At 46.9% G+C, this 16,930-nt stretch carries 16 protein-coding genes and 1 riboswitch; of the genes, 7 read left to right on the forward strand and 9 right to left on the reverse strand.

Annotated elements, in window-relative coordinates:
- Positions 1-146: 146 nt before the first annotated feature.
- A complete protein-coding gene (locus tag QUA71_RS23225; RefSeq protein ID WP_333038280.1) occupies positions 147-314 on the reverse strand; it encodes a hypothetical protein in 168 nt (55 codons plus the stop codon).
- 99 nt (positions 315-413) lie between these two features.
- Positions 414-626: riboswitch (cyclic di-AMP (ydaO/yuaA leader) on the reverse strand.
- 170 nt (positions 627-796) lie between these two features.
- Here QUA71_RS23225 and QUA71_RS23230 point away from each other — a divergent pair.
- Entirely contained in the window at positions 797-1,993 is a 1,197-nt protein-coding gene (locus QUA71_RS23230) for a sensor histidine kinase (RefSeq protein WP_333288642.1), read from the forward strand.
- Between the two features lie 191 nt (positions 1,994-2,184).
- Here QUA71_RS23230 and QUA71_RS23235 read toward each other — a convergent pair whose 3' ends face one another.
- On the reverse strand, positions 2,185-3,522 hold the full coding sequence (locus tag QUA71_RS23235) for an ArsB/NhaD family transporter (protein ID WP_333288644.1): 1,338 nt from the start codon (positions 3,520-3,522) through the stop codon (positions 2,185-2,187).
- A 207-nt stretch (positions 3,523-3,729) separates the two neighbouring features.
- Here QUA71_RS23235 and QUA71_RS23240 point away from each other — a divergent pair, with 207 nt between their 5' ends.
- Together QUA71_RS23240 and QUA71_RS23245 are read left to right on the forward strand one after the other, a co-directional pair.
- Positions 3,730-5,013 carry a HAMP domain-containing sensor histidine kinase gene (locus tag QUA71_RS23240; RefSeq protein ID WP_333288646.1) on the forward strand — a complete coding sequence of 428 codons (1,284 nt, stop codon included), beginning with the start codon at positions 3,730-3,732 and terminating at the stop codon, positions 5,011-5,013.
- A 34-nt stretch (positions 5,014-5,047) separates the two neighbouring features.
- Positions 5,048-7,198: a VWA domain-containing protein gene (locus tag QUA71_RS23245; protein WP_333288648.1), complete on the forward strand. Its 2,151-nt coding sequence runs from the start codon at positions 5,048-5,050 to the stop codon at positions 7,196-7,198.
- A 75-nt stretch (positions 7,199-7,273) separates the two neighbouring features.
- Here QUA71_RS23245 and QUA71_RS23250 read toward each other — a convergent pair whose 3' ends face one another.
- Positions 7,274-7,600, reverse strand: coding sequence for a PEP-CTERM sorting domain-containing protein (locus QUA71_RS23250; protein WP_333288649.1), 327 nt, complete (start codon positions 7,598-7,600; stop codon positions 7,274-7,276).
- A gap of 564 nt (positions 7,601-8,164) precedes the next feature.
- Between QUA71_RS23250 and QUA71_RS23255 the strand changes: the two genes are divergently transcribed.
- From QUA71_RS23255 to rpsU, 4 genes are all read left to right on the forward strand, one after another.
- A complete protein-coding gene (locus tag QUA71_RS23255; protein ID WP_333288651.1) occupies positions 8,165-8,893 on the forward strand; it encodes a Bax inhibitor-1 family protein in 729 nt (242 codons plus the stop codon).
- 247 nt (positions 8,894-9,140) lie between these two features.
- The gene (locus tag QUA71_RS23260; protein WP_333288653.1) at positions 9,141-10,724 is read left to right on the forward strand and encodes a tetratricopeptide repeat protein; all 1,584 of its coding nucleotides are present in this window, start codon (positions 9,141-9,143) and stop codon (positions 10,722-10,724) included.
- A gap of 107 nt (positions 10,725-10,831) precedes the next feature.
- Positions 10,832-11,966, forward strand: a protein-coding gene (gene prfB, locus QUA71_RS23265) for a peptide chain release factor 2 (protein ID WP_333288655.1) whose coding sequence is annotated in 2 segments (ribosomal slippage) — positions 10,832-10,903 and positions 10,905-11,966 — 1,134 coding nt in all. Because the reading frame shifts where the segments join, the coding sequence is not laid out codon by codon here.
- Between the two features lie 173 nt (positions 11,967-12,139).
- Complete coding sequence (gene rpsU / locus QUA71_RS23270) at positions 12,140-12,334, forward strand: 30S ribosomal protein S21 (RefSeq protein ID WP_006632476.1); 195 nt, start codon at positions 12,140-12,142, stop codon at positions 12,332-12,334.
- A gap of 11 nt (positions 12,335-12,345) precedes the next feature.
- On the opposite strand, the gene QUA71_RS23275 is transcribed toward rpsU, so the two are convergent.
- From QUA71_RS23275 to codA, 6 genes are all read right to left on the reverse strand, one after another.
- Positions 12,346-13,809, reverse strand: coding sequence for an AtzE family amidohydrolase (locus tag QUA71_RS23275; protein WP_333288657.1), 1,464 nt, complete (start codon positions 13,807-13,809; stop codon positions 12,346-12,348).
- A gap of 24 nt (positions 13,810-13,833) precedes the next feature.
- On the reverse strand, positions 13,834-14,010 hold the full coding sequence (locus QUA71_RS23280; RefSeq protein ID WP_015176516.1) for a DUF4089 domain-containing protein: 177 nt from the start codon (positions 14,008-14,010) through the stop codon (positions 13,834-13,836).
- Between the two features lie 120 nt (positions 14,011-14,130).
- Positions 14,131-14,571 (reverse strand): KGK domain-containing protein, encoded by a 441-nt coding sequence (locus QUA71_RS23285; RefSeq protein ID WP_333288659.1) that lies wholly within the window; start codon positions 14,569-14,571, stop codon positions 14,131-14,133.
- Between the two features lie 96 nt (positions 14,572-14,667).
- Positions 14,668-15,120: a hypothetical protein gene (locus tag QUA71_RS23290; RefSeq protein ID WP_333288661.1), complete on the reverse strand. Its 453-nt coding sequence runs from the start codon at positions 15,118-15,120 to the stop codon at positions 14,668-14,670.
- Positions 15,121-15,131: 11 nt separating this feature from the next.
- Positions 15,132-15,440, reverse strand: coding sequence for a hypothetical protein (locus tag QUA71_RS23295; protein ID WP_333288663.1), 309 nt, complete (start codon positions 15,438-15,440; stop codon positions 15,132-15,134).
- Between the two features lie 26 nt (positions 15,441-15,466).
- Positions 15,467-16,735, reverse strand: coding sequence for a cytosine deaminase (gene codA / locus QUA71_RS23300; RefSeq protein ID WP_333288665.1), 1,269 nt, complete (start codon positions 16,733-16,735; stop codon positions 15,467-15,469).
- Positions 16,736-16,930 lie beyond the last annotated feature (195 nt).

Raw genomic sequence — 16,930 nt, forward strand, 5'->3', positions numbered from 1 at the left:
AGCCGATCGAATTGGCAAAACCTACAGCTAGTATGCGTTCGAGTTCCACGGAACTACCCCGCAGGGGGTAAGTTCCGACTAATGACTTCTTCAAATCAGAAACCGAAGAGTTACATAAATAGCCGCAGTTATTAATTGCACCGCCATCACAGGCAGCCCGTAACGCAGAAAAGTTTGAAAAGAAATCCGGCGCCCGTGCAGTCAAAACCAGCCGCCGACAACAAAACTGCATCTCGGATGACAACGGGTTTTACCCGCTTCCACGTTGCAACTCCTGCAAGTGCGATCGCAGATAAATTAAGCTGTATCAACATTTCAATCTCCTTCAGAGTCAGGGCAGGTACAAAAATCTTGAACAATACCAACCTGAGACACTGACGAAGGCAAACAATCTTTGTCAGAAATTTGGCTTTTCAGTCTCTTCTCAATGCCTGGGAAGTTAGCTGACGGGCTAGGACTGAGAGATGTCCTTCTCCTTAGATTTCAAAATCCAAAATTACACTCAAATTTGGCAATTTTTAACTTTGGTTTATAATTCTGTAGAAATTAGCCCCGAAAATTGGTTCCTCCTCTCCACCCACACGCTTGGTCTGAGCGCGCATTGCTGGATTAGGCTTGACGTTTTAAGCCAATTTAACTTAAAATAGCACGAGCGTATTATATTGTCAATAGGTCTTTAGGAGTAGCTATTTGCGATCGGCGAAGCCCAAAAGTTGACAAACAATTCAAAAAGTTAATTATTAAACTAGCTTAGAGAGATAAAATGCGATCGCCCACTTATTTCTCTACTTGAGCCATGAGAGACTTTAGCCTCGCGCTGCAAGATCGAATCGACATAATTATACAAAACTGGATCGAAGCTGTACGCTCCGACGACCAACTCGAAACCGCTAAAGAACTCACCTACAATGGCGTGCGCGACAGCGTTCCACTGGTACTGCAAGCGATCGTAACTATGCTTTCCCAATCCCAAGAGAGCGACATTCGCACACTCGTAGAAAAAAGTTTAGAACACGGAACTCTCAGAGCAAAACAAGGCTACGACGCCGAGGAAATTGCGCGGGAATACCGCTTGCTGCGCTGGGTAACTTTCGAGGCTTTAGAGCCAGAATTGTTAAAAGCCTCTGCAGCAGAAGTCAGCAGAGCTTACCGGTTAATTGACACGGCGCTCGACGAAGTAATTGCTAAATGTTTCCAAACCTTTACCCAGGAAAGATTCCAAGAACTCAAGGATTTGCAAAACCAATTGCAACTTACAAATCAAGAACTGACTCGCTTAGTTCGCGCCAATCAAGAAAACTTATCTCACTTAGCTCACGAATTAAAAACTCCCCTCACCTCTATTATCGGCTACTCAGATTTGTTTTTGCGCCAGCAACAAAACTATTCCGAAATTAAAGGTTCTGTTCCCAATATAGGGCATATTGATAGAGTCCTCAACAGTGGCCGACTGTTGCTGAGATTGATCAACGATACTCTGGAAATTTCGCGGTACGGAGCCGGACAAATAAAGTTACAGCTAGCTCCAATCAGACTGCCAGATGTACTCGCCACGGTTGTTGAAATAATCGAGCCTTTAGCGAAAGCAAAAGGTTTAGAGATAGCTGTGGAGTGCCATCTCTCAGACGATCAAGTGGTGACAGATTGCTTGCGCTTGCAGCAAATTATCACAAACTTAACCAGCAACGCCATTCGCTACACCACAGCCGGTACTGTTACAATAAAAAGCGAACTTTTGCCAGATAAATATTGGACAGTAACGGTCTCAGATACAGGAATTGGTATTGCTCCTGAAGACTGCGAGCGGATTTTTCAACCCTACTTTCGAGCCGACAACTCCCTGAGCTGTGGCATTCCTGACAGTACCGGCTTAGGGCTAGCAATTGTCGCTCGATTAGTCAATCTCTTGCAAGGTAAAATCGAATTAGTTTCTGAAGTAGGAGTTGGCTCCTCCTTCACTGTAATTTTTCCCTTAGAATTGGATGGAGTTTAGATTACTGTTGACTGTTGACTGTTGACTGTTGACTGTTGACTGTTGACTGTTGACTGCCAACTGCCAACTAATGACTAATGACCAATAACTAATGCCCAATGCCCAATGCCCAATGCCCAATGCCCAATGCCCAATGCCCAATGCCCAATGCCCAATGCCCAATGCCCAATGACTAATGACTAATGACTTCTTCAAATCAGAAACCGAAGAGTTACATAAATAGCCGCAGTTATTAATTGCACGGCCATCACAGGGAGCCCGTAACGCAGAAAAGTTTGAAAAGAAATCCGGCGCCCGTGCAGTTCAGAAATTCCCGCCGCCACTATATTAGAAGAAGCTCCTACCAAAGTGCCGTTTCCGCCTAAAGTTGCTCCGTACATCATCGCATAAAACAGCGGCAGCACAGCAGGTGGAAACTGCCCTGCAAAATCCGGAGCCAGCACCTCTGCAGGTGCGAGCCCGGTATTGACAACATACTGTTTTAGCAGTGGCACCATCGCCACTACCAAGGGAATATTTGGCACCACGCTCGACATCAAACCCACAAAAAATAACAAAACTAAAGAACCCAGAAAAATATTCTTACCTAAAATCACTGCTAATATTCCAGATATACTGGCGATAACTCCGGTTTTTTCCAAACCGCCAATCAGCACAAAGATAGACATAAAAAATAGCAGCGTGCTCCAATCTAAATCCCGCAAAATATTATTAACAGAATCAATTTTGGAATGGTGAGCTAAAAGCATTGCCAAAGCCGCCCCCAACAAAGCAACCGCTGCCGGTGAAATAGGCACGGGCAGAGACTCTCCTATTACAAAAAATGTCAGCACGAAAGCTATAATTACACCGCCCACTGCTAAGATTCGCGGGTGATTAATTGTTGGGCGCGGCAAATGTTCCAAATCGTCTAAGTTCTTGTGCCAAATATCGCGGAACAGCCAAGGCAACATAACTACTATCACTCCTACGGCAATTGCCCCGCCCAAACTTAACTTTACCAGGTAATCTGCAAAGCTCATGTTAATAGCATCGCCGACAATGAATGTCGCCGGATCGCCCACGATGGTCAGCAGTCCCGAACTGTTAGCTACAAATACCATTAAAATCAGTAACGGCACAAAATCTACACCCACTTCTTCTGCCATTGGCGGAATTAATGGTGCTAGCAGCATGACTGTCGTGGCATTGGGCAAAACAGAACAAATTGGGGTAGTAATCGCAACAATACCCAGCAAGAGATTTTTGCCTTTGCCTTTAGCCAAAAGCACAATTTGAGTTGCCAAGTATTCAAATACTTTGGTAGGCTCAAACGCTCTCACTATTACCATGACTCCGAAAAATAAGCCCAGCGTGGCGTGACTCCGACCGATATATTCGATCGCGTTGTTTAACGTCATCACGTGGGTAAAAACCAGAATCACTGCTCCCAGAAATGCCGCAACTGTGAGGTGTATCCATTCTGTAATTATTAAGAAAATTACACATATAAATGTTGTTGCAGCAATCACAGCTTGCACGTTTTCCATTTAGTCCCCTGAAAATAATAGAACTTAAAAATTAAAAACTCTCGGTTCGAGTGAGTTTACTACTTTCTGGCTCTTCTGTCAATAAATTTAAGCGCTGATTTTGGCAGCAACAAGCTGGGAACGAGTCATCAAGAGCTCTCCAGCACAGGGAAAAAATCACCTCAAAACTACTTCTTTCGGCAGGGTCGCGAGCGCCCAAAGTTTGATATGGCGATCTGGCGATCGCTCAACTACAATGAAGCATGGGCAATCTCTGCCACACTCAACCCCCACGCAGACATTATGGACTACAGCCAAGTGCTCGCCGAAAAAACCGATATTATCGTCCAAAACTGGATTGAAGCAGTTCGTCAGGATCGGAACATTGAAAGCGCTGGTGGCTTACCGCACTCAGCAATCGAAAATCACATACCTCACCTGCTGGCGGCGATGGCCACAGTGCTTTCCCAATATCAAAACAGCGAAATAAAACTAATAATTCAAGCCAGTTTAGATCACGGATTTCTCAGAGCAGAACAAGGCTACGATCCAGCAGAAGTAGCGCGGGAATACCACTTATTGCGTCAAGTAATATTCTCGCAGTTAGAATCAGAATTGCTAGCAGGAACCACTGCCGACGTATTCAGAGCTTTTAGGCTGATAGATGCCGTAGTAGACGAAGCAATTGCCCAGTGTTTTAACAGCTACGTCGCTCAGAGGCTGCAGGAACTTCAACAAATCCAAACTCAGTTACAACTCACCAATCAAGAACTCTCTCGCCTTGTCAGCGTCCATCAAGAAAACGTCTACCATTTGGCTCACGAACTTAAAACTCCTCTCAACTCAATTATCGGTTATTCCGAACTATTTCTGCGAAAAGAAAAATGGCAATCTGAAGTCAAAGATACCCTCCCCGGCATCGAACACATCGAGCGAGTATTACGCAACGGCAGACACTTGCTTCGCATGATTAATGACACACTAGAACTTTCTCGCGCCAATGCCGGAAAAATTAAACTTAACCTGCGGCCCACTAATGTACAATCTGTAATTAACACCGTAGTAGAAATGATGCAGCCAATTGCTGATGCTAAAGGATTAAAGCTCGCTGTTACCAGCGAGTGCGCCCCAACACAAGTAATCGCCGACGCCCAGCGGCTGCAACAAATTTTGACCAACCTGGTGAGCAATGCCATTCGCTATACAGAATCTGGTAGCATCGAATTAAGTTGCCACCCTGCTGGAGACGGAAAGTGGGCGATCGCAATTACAGATACCGGCATTGGCATCGCCCCGGAAGATACAAAGCGCATCTTTGACCCCTTCTTTCAAGCAGGAGAAGCAGCCAAACAGCTCTTTCCCACCGAAAGCACTGGCCTGGGATTAGCAATAGTATCGCGGCTCGTCACGCTGCTGCAAGGCAAAATCGAGTTAGTATCAGAAATAGGAGTCGGCTCAACTTTTACCGTCATTCTGCCGCAAGAAGTTAAAATACTCCAAGAAGTAAGCTAAACATTAAGTTCAAATTTTTACATCCGAAAATCCTATGCCCGCAGCCAACCTTAGCCCTTCCACCACAGCCTTTCCCCTCACCGCCGTAGTCGGGCAAGAAGCAATCAAATTAGCCCTGCTGTTAGCAGCAGTCGATCCCGGATTGGGAGGAGTTGCGATCGCAGGCCGCCGCGGCACAGCAAAATCAGTAATGGCCCGCGCCTTGCACTCATTACTGCCACCCATTGAAATTGTTAAAGATTCTTTTTGCAACGCCGAACCTAATGAAATTCTTGCCGAACAAGCATCAGGGTTGTTACCAGAAAATGGCGGGCAAGATGCCCACACCACCGATACTAATTCCTTAACTACTGAAATAATTCCCACACCATTCATTCAAATTCCTTTGGGTGTCACGGAAGACAGACTCTTAGGTTCAGTCGATGTCGAACAATCAGTAAAATTCGGCCAAACCGTATTTCAACCCGGACTCTTAGCCCAAGCAAATCGAGGCGTACTATATGTAGACGAAATTAACCTCCTCGATGACAACATTTCCAACCAATTGCTAACAGTATTAACCGAAGGGCGCAACCAAATAGAGCGCGAAGGCATTAGCTTCCAACACCCCTGCAAGCCTCTATTTATCGCCACCTACAACCCCGAAGAAGGGCCGCTGAGAGAACATTTGCTCGATCGCATCGCGATCGTACTTTCAGCCGACGCAGCACTCGAAATAGAAGAAAGAGTCTATGCAGTAGAACAAGCTTTATCCTACTCCAGTTCCCCCCAAGACTTTCTCAATCAATACAGCGAAGACACCGACAACCTCAAAACCCAAATCATCCTAGCCAGAGAATGGCTCAAAGATGTCAGCATTAAACGCGAACAAATTGCCTACCTAGTAGAAGAAGCCATCCGGGGTGGCGTTCAAGGACACCGCGCCGAAATCTTCGCAGTCCGCGTCGCCAAAGCCGCCGCCGCCATGGAGGGACGCACAGAAGTTAACGCCGAAGATTTGCGCCGCGCCGTAGAATTAGTCATCGTACCCCGCGCCACCATCATCCAAACTCCCCCAGACGAAAACTCTCCTCCTCCTCCCCCCCCGCCGCCTCCCCAAAAGCAGTCAGAACAAGAACAAGACGAACCAGAAAACGAGCAAGAAGACGAAGAAGACCAAGAGGATGAAGACAACCCGGAACCTGAAGAAGAACCAGAAAAAGATACCATTCCCGAAGAATTTCTCTTCGACCCCGAAGGGGTAATTCTCGACCCCAGCGTGCTTTTCTTCGCCCAAGCCGCCAGCCGCCAAGGCAAATCTGGCAGCCGCAGCACCATTTTCTCGGAAGATAGAGGCCGTTACGTCAAGCCAGTCTTACCCAAAGGCCCCGTCCGCCGCATCGCCGTTGACGCCACCCTCAGAGCCGCCGCACCCTACCAAAAAGCCCGCCGCGACAGGAATTCTAACCCCCCCCAACCCCCCCTTGCTAAGGGGGGGCAACAGGCGAGTCAACCCCCCCTTAGCAAGGGGGGGCAAGAGGGGGTCCAGCGCCGTGTATTTGTGGAACAGGGAGACATTCGGGCGAAGCGCTTGGCCAGAAAAGCTGGAGCTTTAGTCGTATTTGTCGTCGATGCCTCCGGTTCCATGGCCCTCAACCGGATGCAGTCGGCCAAAGGTGCAGTCATGCAGCTACTCACAGAAGCTTATCAAAGCCGCGACCAAGTTGCTCTGATTCCCTTTCGCGGGGAACAAGCAGAAGTGCTGCTACCGCCGACTCGCTCGATAGCCTTGGCCCGCAAGCGTTTGGAACGGTTGCCCTGCGGAGGCGGTTCCCCCCTGGCCCACGGTTTGACTCAAGCAGTGCGGGTGGGAGTCAACGCGCGGCAGTCTGGAGATATCGGTCAAGTTGCGATTGTCGCCATTACTGACGGACGCGGCAATATTCCTTTGGCTCGTTCTTTGGGCGAACCGATTGTAGATGGAGAAAAGCCTGATATTAAGCAGGAATTGTTAGAAATTGCTGCCAAAATTCGCGGGTTGGGAATGCAGTTGCTGGTGATTGATACCGAGAGCAAGTTTATTTCGACTGGCTTTGCGAAGGAATTGGCCAAGACTTCTGGAGGGAAATACTATCACTTGCCCAAAGCTACCGAACAGTCGATCGCAGCTATGACTAAAAATGCTCTGCGCGACGCGATCGGCTAAAATCCTGATACCCGGATTTATCTCCGTTTATCTGCGGTTAAAAATCAAAAAATTAGACTTTTTGCCAAAAAAAGTCTAATTTTTAACTCTCACTCTCCGGCGACTCAGCGCCAGCGAACCCGCAACTAAACCCAACCCTACCACCGTCGAAGGCTCAGGAATTCTTACGCGCAGAGGCTCCCGCCTTACCGTTGCCCGGTTCTGGGTTGAAAAAGTTGTACCTTGGGGGGCTTGACCGGTCTGAGCCAGCAGCAAATTTTCTGAACCCTGCCATGAAGCAGCGGTAGAAACGGCTCGGACATTAGCTGCAACTGCAGCTTGACCGCTGGAAATAACGGCGACGACAGCCAATAAAATCCCGGCTGTAGGGGGCAATAATTTGCGTTCAAAAAAGGTGGGCATTGGACATTACCTATTTAGCAGTTTGTCGATAGAACTCAATCTTTTCATTAATTTTATCGGTATCCTCTGCCTGAGCTACTGTCTGAGCTACCTTAGCAATTAACGGAACCGATTTTAGATTTTAGATTTTAGATTTTATTTATATTTTATATTTTAGATTATTGAAGTTTCTGGTCCCTAGTTTCAACTAAGTCGCAAATCAACAACCTAAAATCAACTGTGGCCCCTGCCTCTAGCATACACTCCTTAATCCCCAATCGTAAATCCCCCCTCCCAAATAGATTGACTTCAGCTATCTGTGATTCGATCGACTTTAAGCTAGCCCTTAGCTGCAGATAAGGCCGGCCCTTTAAACTCTATAGCTTTGCAGCGAGGCGCAACGGTGCCACACAGCAACACGGCACAGACCTGTACGCAGTCGATTATAAACAATCGATCCCTGGTTGGGAGTGATTTCACCCCCCTTCTTTATCAAATCTTTAAACTCTTTCAGATTTTGCAAACAAAGTGTAAAGCTGTCAAAATGATAGATAGCAATTCTCAGCCAAAATTAGGTAAATCCTCGTGAGTAACACTAGCAATTTCCGCGAAGCCGTGCGCGAGGCCAAAAACCACGCGCTGGTAGGCCCGAACGTCATCTCCAACGCTCTCCCCTTCGTGGGCGGCGGACTTGTCTTAACTGCTGTCGGCACCTACGGCGGCCTCGGAGTGATCCGTAACTATCCCGGGATCTTCTTTCCCACCTTCATTGCCGCGATCGTCGTAGAATTAATTCTCTTCTTCATCGCCCGCGGTGCCGCCGAACAAGGCAACAAAAACACCGCTTTGCCCCTGCTGGCAACCTACAGCCTGCTTTCCGGCTACACTCTCAGCGGATTGGTATTTACAGCCCTCAGAACCCAAGGCGTCGGCATCTCCGGCATCGCTTTTGCGGCTCTCGGATGCGGCATTACCTTTATCGCCGCCCGCCAAATTGGCTCCAACCTTTCTGAACAAGACGGCATGGCCCTCACCAAAACTATCAGTTTAGGTGTGATTGCTTTATTCGTCGTCGTTGGCGGTCAGTTTCTGCTCTCACTCTTTGGCGTCTACACCCCAACCTGGTTGGAAATTGGCATTTCTGGCATCGGCGTGTTTATATTTGCCGGCGCTGCGATCGTCGATTTTTACATATTACCCCGCAGCTACCGCGACGACCAGTATTTGCCCGCCGCTCTGTCGATGTACTTGACCTACATCAACTTGTTCATTTTCATTCTGCGCCTGCTGATTGCTATCAACAGCCGCGATTAATTGAAACTTTAGCTTAAAAAAAACCGCGGCTCGATCGACATCCAGCCGCGGTTTTTTTTTATTAAGATTTGGAATCAAGATAGTCGTCATCGCCTCCTCTGTCCCTCATACAAAAAACTTATATCATGTTCAGAGCCGGCAGGCATAAGGTATAATTTTAATTTTTAATCACTCAATCAAAGTTCTTGTTATCTAATTGTGTCGATCGCGATTTCAATATTAATTACAAATTAATGGGAGAAAACTCATGTACTTAAAATATGAAGATATTAGGAGAGTCAGCGTAGAAATTACCTCCAGGTGCAATGCAGCTTGCCCGCAGTGTCCCCGCACCGACAACCCGATTTTGCCGGGGGCGGAATTAAAGATGGAGGATATTGAGAGAATTTTCCCACAAGAGTTTTGCTCTCAGTTGGATTTGGTGTATATGTGTGGCAACTACGGGGATGCTATGACTAGCAATACCACAATTCCCGCGATCGAGTATTTGCACCGCATGGGAGTTCCTCATATCAGCCTGTACACCAACGGTAGCGGACGCAATCCAGACTGGTGGCAAGCCCTGGCAAAGGCGATGACAGGAGAACACGATCGCGTAATTTTTAGTATCGACGGGTTGGCAGATACTAACAGCATCTACCGCCAAAATACCAACTGGGACAGGATAATGCAGTCGGTTAATGCCTTTATCCAAGCTGGCGGAAAAGCTGTATGGCATTACTTGATATTTGAACACAACCAGCACCAAGTAGAAGCAGCGCGGGATTTAGCCCAACAACTAGGATTTGTCGAGTTTGTACCGAAAGCTACCTCTCGTTTTGTGGCGAAAGAGATTTATGACAAAGAGTCCGCAAATCAACAGCCTCAGAAGCCAGAAAACTCTCAGGTAGAGGCTAAGAGCGATCGCCCCAACCAACCAGCAACAACTAATGCGTCAGCCCCTCCAAATCAAACACAGACGGCTGTTGGGTTGCACCAACAAGCTGAGGACTGTTTGAAACAAGGACAGCTCTCAGATGCGATCGCAGCCAGCCAACAAGCCCTAAAAATTCAACCTAATTTTGCAGCAGCCTGGAAAACTTTAGGCAATGCTGTTCAAGGTTTGGGGAAGATGCAAGCAGCAGCAGATTGTTACGCCAAGGCCCTAAAAATTCAGCCTAATTTTCCCGAAGTTTATGCTAATGTCGGCAGTCTTTATGCCCAACAGCAACAGTGGCAGCCAGCTAGTGCTTATTACCAAAAGGCGATCGAGCTTAAACCCAATTTTGCCGGAGCTTATCGCAATTTAGCTAAAGTTTTGACACAGTTGGGGCAACCAGAAAAAGCAAATTATGCTTGGTATCAAGCTATAGCTATCGAAACCTCTCAAGCACCGGCTCAAAATCCGCCTATCCCATCAAAGCCAGCCAGCGAAGAACTTCAACCCCCATCCTTGGAACAATATAAAAATCCACAGGGAGACCAATTTATCCAAGCTGTAGAAAAATTTGGTAGCCTAAACAATTACTACCGAAATGTAGAAATTAGCTGCCAAACTCAAGCCAGCAAAGAGATTTTCATCAGTTTTGAAGCCGAACTCTGGCCTTGCTGTTGGGTAAGCCATACTAAATACGCTGTTTATAACCACACTTACAGACCGCAAATGCTGGCTTTAATTGAAAAGTACGGAAATGGTTTTAATTCTCTCAGAACTCAATCCGTGAAAGAGGCGATCGCCAGAGATTGGTTTCGCGAAGACCTCACAAAAAGTTTTTCCTGTTCTAAAAGGTTGGACGTATGCGCTCACGAATGCGGTAAAACTTTCAATTCAACAGGTTCGCAATATATATAAGAAGGAAGGCACGACACGGATTTGGACACTGATACACCGATTAGTTGCTGAAATGTCGAAATTTCAGCTAAACTCAAAAATACACCCTACAACTAGGAGAACTCACAGTGGAAGTTCTAGACATCAAACACAATATCGAAACATTGTCCGATCGACTGGGTACAACCCAGGACTATCTTTGACATCCCCGCACTCACAGCCAAAATTCAAGACTTAGAGCAAATCTGCGCCCAACCAGCATTTTGGGACGACCAAGATCGAGCTCAAGAAACTCTCCAAGAACTGAATGACCTCAAATCTCACTTAGAACAATACAGCAATTGGCAAACTAGCTTAGAAGACGCTAAAGCTATTTTAGAACTGCTGGAGTTAGAAGCCGACGAGTCCCTGTTCCAAGAAGCCTCATCGAGTCTTTCTCAGTTAACCCGCGAACTCGACCAGTGGGAACTGCAACAATTACTATCTGGGCCCTACGATGAAGGCGGCGCTGTTTTGACAATTAACGCCGGGGCCGGCGGTACAGATGCTCAAGATTGGGCCGAAATGCTGCTGCGGATGTACACCCGCTGGGGGGAAAGTCAAGGTTACAAAGTACATTTAATGGAAATTTCCGAGGGAGAGGAAGCAGGTGTTAAATCTGCTTCTTTAGAAATTGTCGGCCGCTACGCTTACGGTTATATGCGATCGGAAAAAGGCACTCACCGTTTGGTCAGAATTTCGCCTTTTAACGCTAACGACAAGCGTCAAACCAGTTTTGCTGGCGTTGAAGTGATGCCAATTCTCGATCGATCCGTACAGTTGGACATCCCAGAAAAGGATTTGGAAGTCACTACTTCCCGCGCTGGCGGCAAGGGCGGGCAAAATGTTAACAAGGTAGAAACCGCAGTCCGCATCGTTCACCTTCCTACCGGTTTGGCCGTCCGCTGCACAGAAGAACGCAGTCAGTTGCAAAACAAGGAAAAAGCTTTGGCATTACTCAAGGCTAGGCTGTTGGTGATTGCTAAGGAACAGCGGGCTTCGGAAATTGCCGAGATTCGCGGCGATATGGTGGAGGCGGCTTGGGGCAACCAAATTCGCAATTATGTTTTTCACCCATACCAAATGGTCAAGGATTTGCGTACTGGGGTGGAAACAACAGCCATCGCAGATGTAATGAACGGCGAATTAGACCCGTTTATTCAAGCTTACCTGCGGCAGGAAAACCAGTTGATAGCCCAAACCGATTCAACCGCGCGAATCTAATTCCCGCCTTGACATAGAAAGTCTGGCTGTGCAAACTAAAGAATCAAGAGCGGTGATGGCAGCGGATTTGCTATAATTTTGGGGTTTTTGCCGATCGCCCGACCTTCAACAGGTCGCGCGGTCAAAAACCTTGATATGATAAAACTTGATCTGACAAACACTAAGGAGAAATAATGACCCAAGTTGTAATAGGCGAAAATGAAGGGATTGAGTCAGCCCTGCGACGGTTTAAGCGACAAGTTTCTAAAGCGGGTATTTTCCCCGACATGAGAAAGCACCGCCACTTTGAAACCCCGTTGGAAAAGCAGAAGCGCAAAGCTATTGCCAGAAGGACTAAGAGACGCTTTCACCGCAATAACAAGCCCTAGAATTATTAGCACTAAATTGATTCGGCAGATATAATGCCTTGCGATTCTAGTACCGCAGCGACTCGGAGAATCACCGCTTCGCTGTAGGGAGCACCAATAATTTGTACCCCCAAGGGCAAAGCGCCGGGCCGCTGTACGGGCACGCAAAGAACGGGCAAGCCAATAAATGATAGGGGTTGGGTGAACAGTCCGAGATTGGGACGCACTAAGATTTCTTGTCCGGCTATTACCATTTTCTCGACGCCAATTTCAGGGGCAGCTATCGGGGTTGCGGGTGCGAGGATGATGTCTGTGTGTTGGAATATTTCGCGAATTCGATCGCGGTACCACTGTCTGAATCTCTGCGCTTGCAAGTACCAAGTCCCAGGGATCAGGGTTCCCGCTAAAAAGCGATCGCGCGTAGCAGGATCGAAGTCTTGAGGGCGCGATCGCAAATTGTCTAAATGCAAGTTTCCCCCCTCGCAAGCGGTAATGATAAATGCCGCAGCCCTGGCGCGATCGGATTCCGGTATGGTGACAGTTGCAAGCCCCCCTATTTTTGGGGGGTTTGTTGTTTTTTCTGTGCTATTACCACAATTCAAGACATTTGTCAAGGCTTTAGCAACTATTTCTACAGCATCCATTGCTTCCGGTTCGGCCCCTGTAGCGAAATACCCGTCAGCAACAGCAATTCGCAATCCTTCGATACCTTGATTTAACTGCGACGAACAAAGTTCTGGCGGGCGTTGAGTGCAAACTGGGTCGCGAGAATCAGGGCCTTGCAGGATATCGTACAGCAGCGCCATATCTCTGATCGATCGCCCAAACGGCCCGACACAATCCAAACTACTCGAAAATAAATAAGCGCCAGCCCTCGACAAACGGCCGTAAGTAGGCTTAAACCCAAAGACACCACACAAAGCTGCCGGTACGCGGATGGAACCGTTAGTATCAGAACCGAGAGTGAAGGGTACAAAACCGGCGGCGACTGCTGCTGCGGAACCGCCGCTGGAACCGCCGGCGATGCGCGTAGTATCGCGGGGATTGCGAGTCGGGCCGTAGTGACTGTTTTCCGTGACGAAACCGTAGGCGTACTCATCCATGTTGAGGGTACCTACGAGCACAGCCCCGGCTTGTTTTAGTCGGCCGACCACCGCCGCGTCCTGGGTAGCCGGAGGATTGTCAGCGTTGATTTTTGACCCTGCTAGAGTGGTAATTCCGCCGATGTCGAACAGGTTTTTGACTGCGAAGGGAACACCTGCTAAAGGGCCTGGGTTTTCGTTATTTGCGATGGAATTATCTATTTTTTCGGCTGCTGCGAGTGCGCTTGATGCAGTGATTGCAGTAAAGCAATTAAAAGCTTTATCCTTAACAGCAATCCGTTCCAAAGCAGCATTTACCGCCACTGTAGCCGTAACCTTACCCGATTTAACCGCCGCTGCCGTAGCAACCGCATCAGCCTTATCTAAAAAACATCTGCGTTCCTCTGCGTTCATCTGCCCTCATCTGCGGTTAAAAATCTAAGGTTCAAACACCGGCGCGACTTCTACTTCTGGGGGTAAAGGAAACTCAGTAACGAGTCGGGCGATCGCAGCTATCCTCTCGAAGTTTACCACAACACCGGGCCGATGTTCTGGGTCTAACGGTAAGTTTATCAGTTCAGCGGTGCGATCGACATATTCTTCTACATTTACCATGAGTCCCTCCCAAAAAAACATCAGCGTTTATCCGCGTACATCCGCCCTCATCTGCGGTTTAAAATCTAAGATTCAGATATAAGTGCGATCGATTATTGTATTGTAAGCGCGATCGGGCTGTCAGTTGTTATTGCTGAGTTTTTTGTATTCCTCGGATTGTCTGATATCATCTAAAGGAGATTTTGGCTCTAGTTGTTCATCAGGACAAAACTTTATAGATGTCTGGGTTTCCCCAGACTTTATGTTTTTATTAACTTCGATTTGAACCTTTCCTTTTTGCCAACCCTTGGAACCAATTTTGATAATTTGACAATCGATTCCTTCTTGAGGCGATTTCCAGTTTATCTCGCCTCCACTAATTATTGTTTCTTGGTTAATCTTTAGCTCTCTCATCCAATCCCTTATGTATTGTCCATTTGCGGGAATCCCCAGGATCTCACTCAACTTGCTACCCGATAGCTCTTTAAACTTTCGTACCAAAAAAGTTGTTTGACCGAATAACAAAACATCATCATCGCCTACTGCCTCATAGTTTTTATTGGATTCAATTTTATCGTTCATTTTTTTTTCAAAATTCGGGTTATTCCTCTTTGATACCATTTCAATATCTCTGAGTCAAGCTGATAAAGAAACAATTTGCGCTCGCACTTTTCCCACTCAAACACTGGCAGTTTCCCGCAACTTCTCAACCGCAACATCCAGCGGAGGCAAAGCAAAATCCTCAGCATCCATCAATTCCTTAACCTTCTCAAAAATCTCAACCTCCGCCTCTTCCTGGTCGGTTAGCTTATCATAAAAATAAGGATCGGTAAACCACTGTTCAAACGCTATCATTAACAAGCCATTGGGCGAAACTTCAAACCGCCAATACTTAGAAACCCTGCTGTCAACCACTTCAAACATCGGTGCCGGATTATGGATAGGATAATAGCTGTAATTATCATTGCAGATGTAGTACCAAATAGTGCCTTTCCATTCTCGGATAGCATAAACAACATATTCCTTGCCTATAGTTAGTTGCAACTCAACTTTTCTAGTATAACCGCGTGGCGGATCTATATATGTTTCAGGCAGAGATTCACCCGTATTAGCAATACAACGAATTTTCATAACTTGATTACCTACAGATTTTTAGGGGCTGTTTTGGGATACTGTCGCTTGAACTTAAACTCCACATCTTGAAGAGTCTGACTGTTCCGAAACCAATGGACTTGTACGGAAGCTCCATTAATTTCAAAAGCCTCAATACTTGTCATTTTATCCCAATCCTCAGAATTTCCGCCATAAACAGCAATAAGTCTCGCTGCATCTCCCAACAATCTATCTGTACCGCAATGAAGTACTATGCAATTACCAGCCTTAGCATCTTGCAGGAGCAATTGCTCTGGTAAATTTCTGGGACTCTCATCGGGAATAGCACCTTGATTCACAATTTAACTGCTTAAAATATTGTTTGTCAAACCGAATAAAAACTCATTTTAGCAGGTTCAGTTTCCGCCAGCAACTTACCCCGCGAAATCACATACCTAACCGCAGCGCGCCTCCTAATTGCATCATAACAATCCTCAGCATCTAACACAATCAAACTTGCAGGTTTCCCCGCATCTATCCCATAATTCTCATCTCCCAGATTGAGAGTTTTAGCACCGTTGACAGTGACCATATTAAAACAAGCTGCAATCTCAGCCATTCCCGTCATCTGACAAACATGAACCGCCATATGGGCGACATCCAACATATTTCCCGTACCTAAACTATACCAAGGATCTTGCACGCAGTCGTGGCCAAAACTCACATTCAATCCCTGTTGCCACAATTCCTTAACCCGCGTCACCCCACGGCGTTTGGGATAAGTATCAGCGCGGCCTTGCAGGGTGATATTAATTAAAGGATTAGCAATAAAATTAATTCCCGATTTTGCCAAACTTCCCATCAGCTTAAAGGCATAAGCATTGTTGTAAGAACCGAAAGCCGTCGTGTGGCTAGCTGTCACCCGCGAACCAGCCCCGCTTCTAATCGCACAAGCTGCTACAACTTCCAAAAATCTCGACTGTTCATCATCGATTTCATCGCAGTGAACATCGATTAATCTATTGTATTTTTCAGCAAGTTCAAAAATTCGCTCAACCGACTTCACCCCATCTTCCCGCGTCAACTCATAATGCGGAATCCCGCCCACAGCATCCGCACCCATATCCAGAGATTTCTCTAAAAGTTTGTCATTTTCTGGACTTCCGTAAATCCCGTCTTGGGGAAAAGCCACAACTTGCAGAGTCATCCAATCTTTGACTTGTTCTCGAACTTCCAAAAGTCCTTGCAAAGCAGTCAGCGTCGGTTCGCTAACATCAGCGTGACTCCTGACAAACAAAATTCCTTGAGACGCTTGCAGCCTTAAAGTTTCAACAGCCCGTTTTTTGACATCATCCAGAGTTAAACTTTGCTTGCGTTCCCCCCAGATTTGAATTCCCTCGAACAAAGTGCCGCTTTGATTCCATCGCGGTTCCCCCGCAGTCAAAGCCGAATCGAGATGAATGTGCGACTCCACAAAAGGAGGACTAACTAAATTGCCTTGAATGTCGATTTCGCGTTCGCCAAATTCTGAGATGTGCGGCGAAACGGCGACTATTTGGTCATCATCGATAGCAATATCTACCGTTGGGCGATCGTCGATCGCACCTAACAAACGACATTGGCGCAGAACAATGCTATACTTTTGCTCAGGCATGACAATTGCACCTAAATTTAACACTTGTAAACGTGATCCTTCCTAGTTGCTACTCAGCCTAGTGAGACCAAAAGCATTCCCCAATCAATTGCCAACCCCCTCCTTCTCCTCCTCTGCGTCCTCTGCGCCCTCTGCGGTTAAAAAATCTTACTCAAAAAACCAACCTATAACGAGAATTACCCCGAAGAAAGCGCA

It is taken from the genome of Microcoleus sp. MON1_C5, assembly GCF_036701875.1.
Classification (GTDB): Bacteria; Cyanobacteriota; Cyanobacteriia; order Cyanobacteriales; family Microcoleaceae; genus Microcoleus.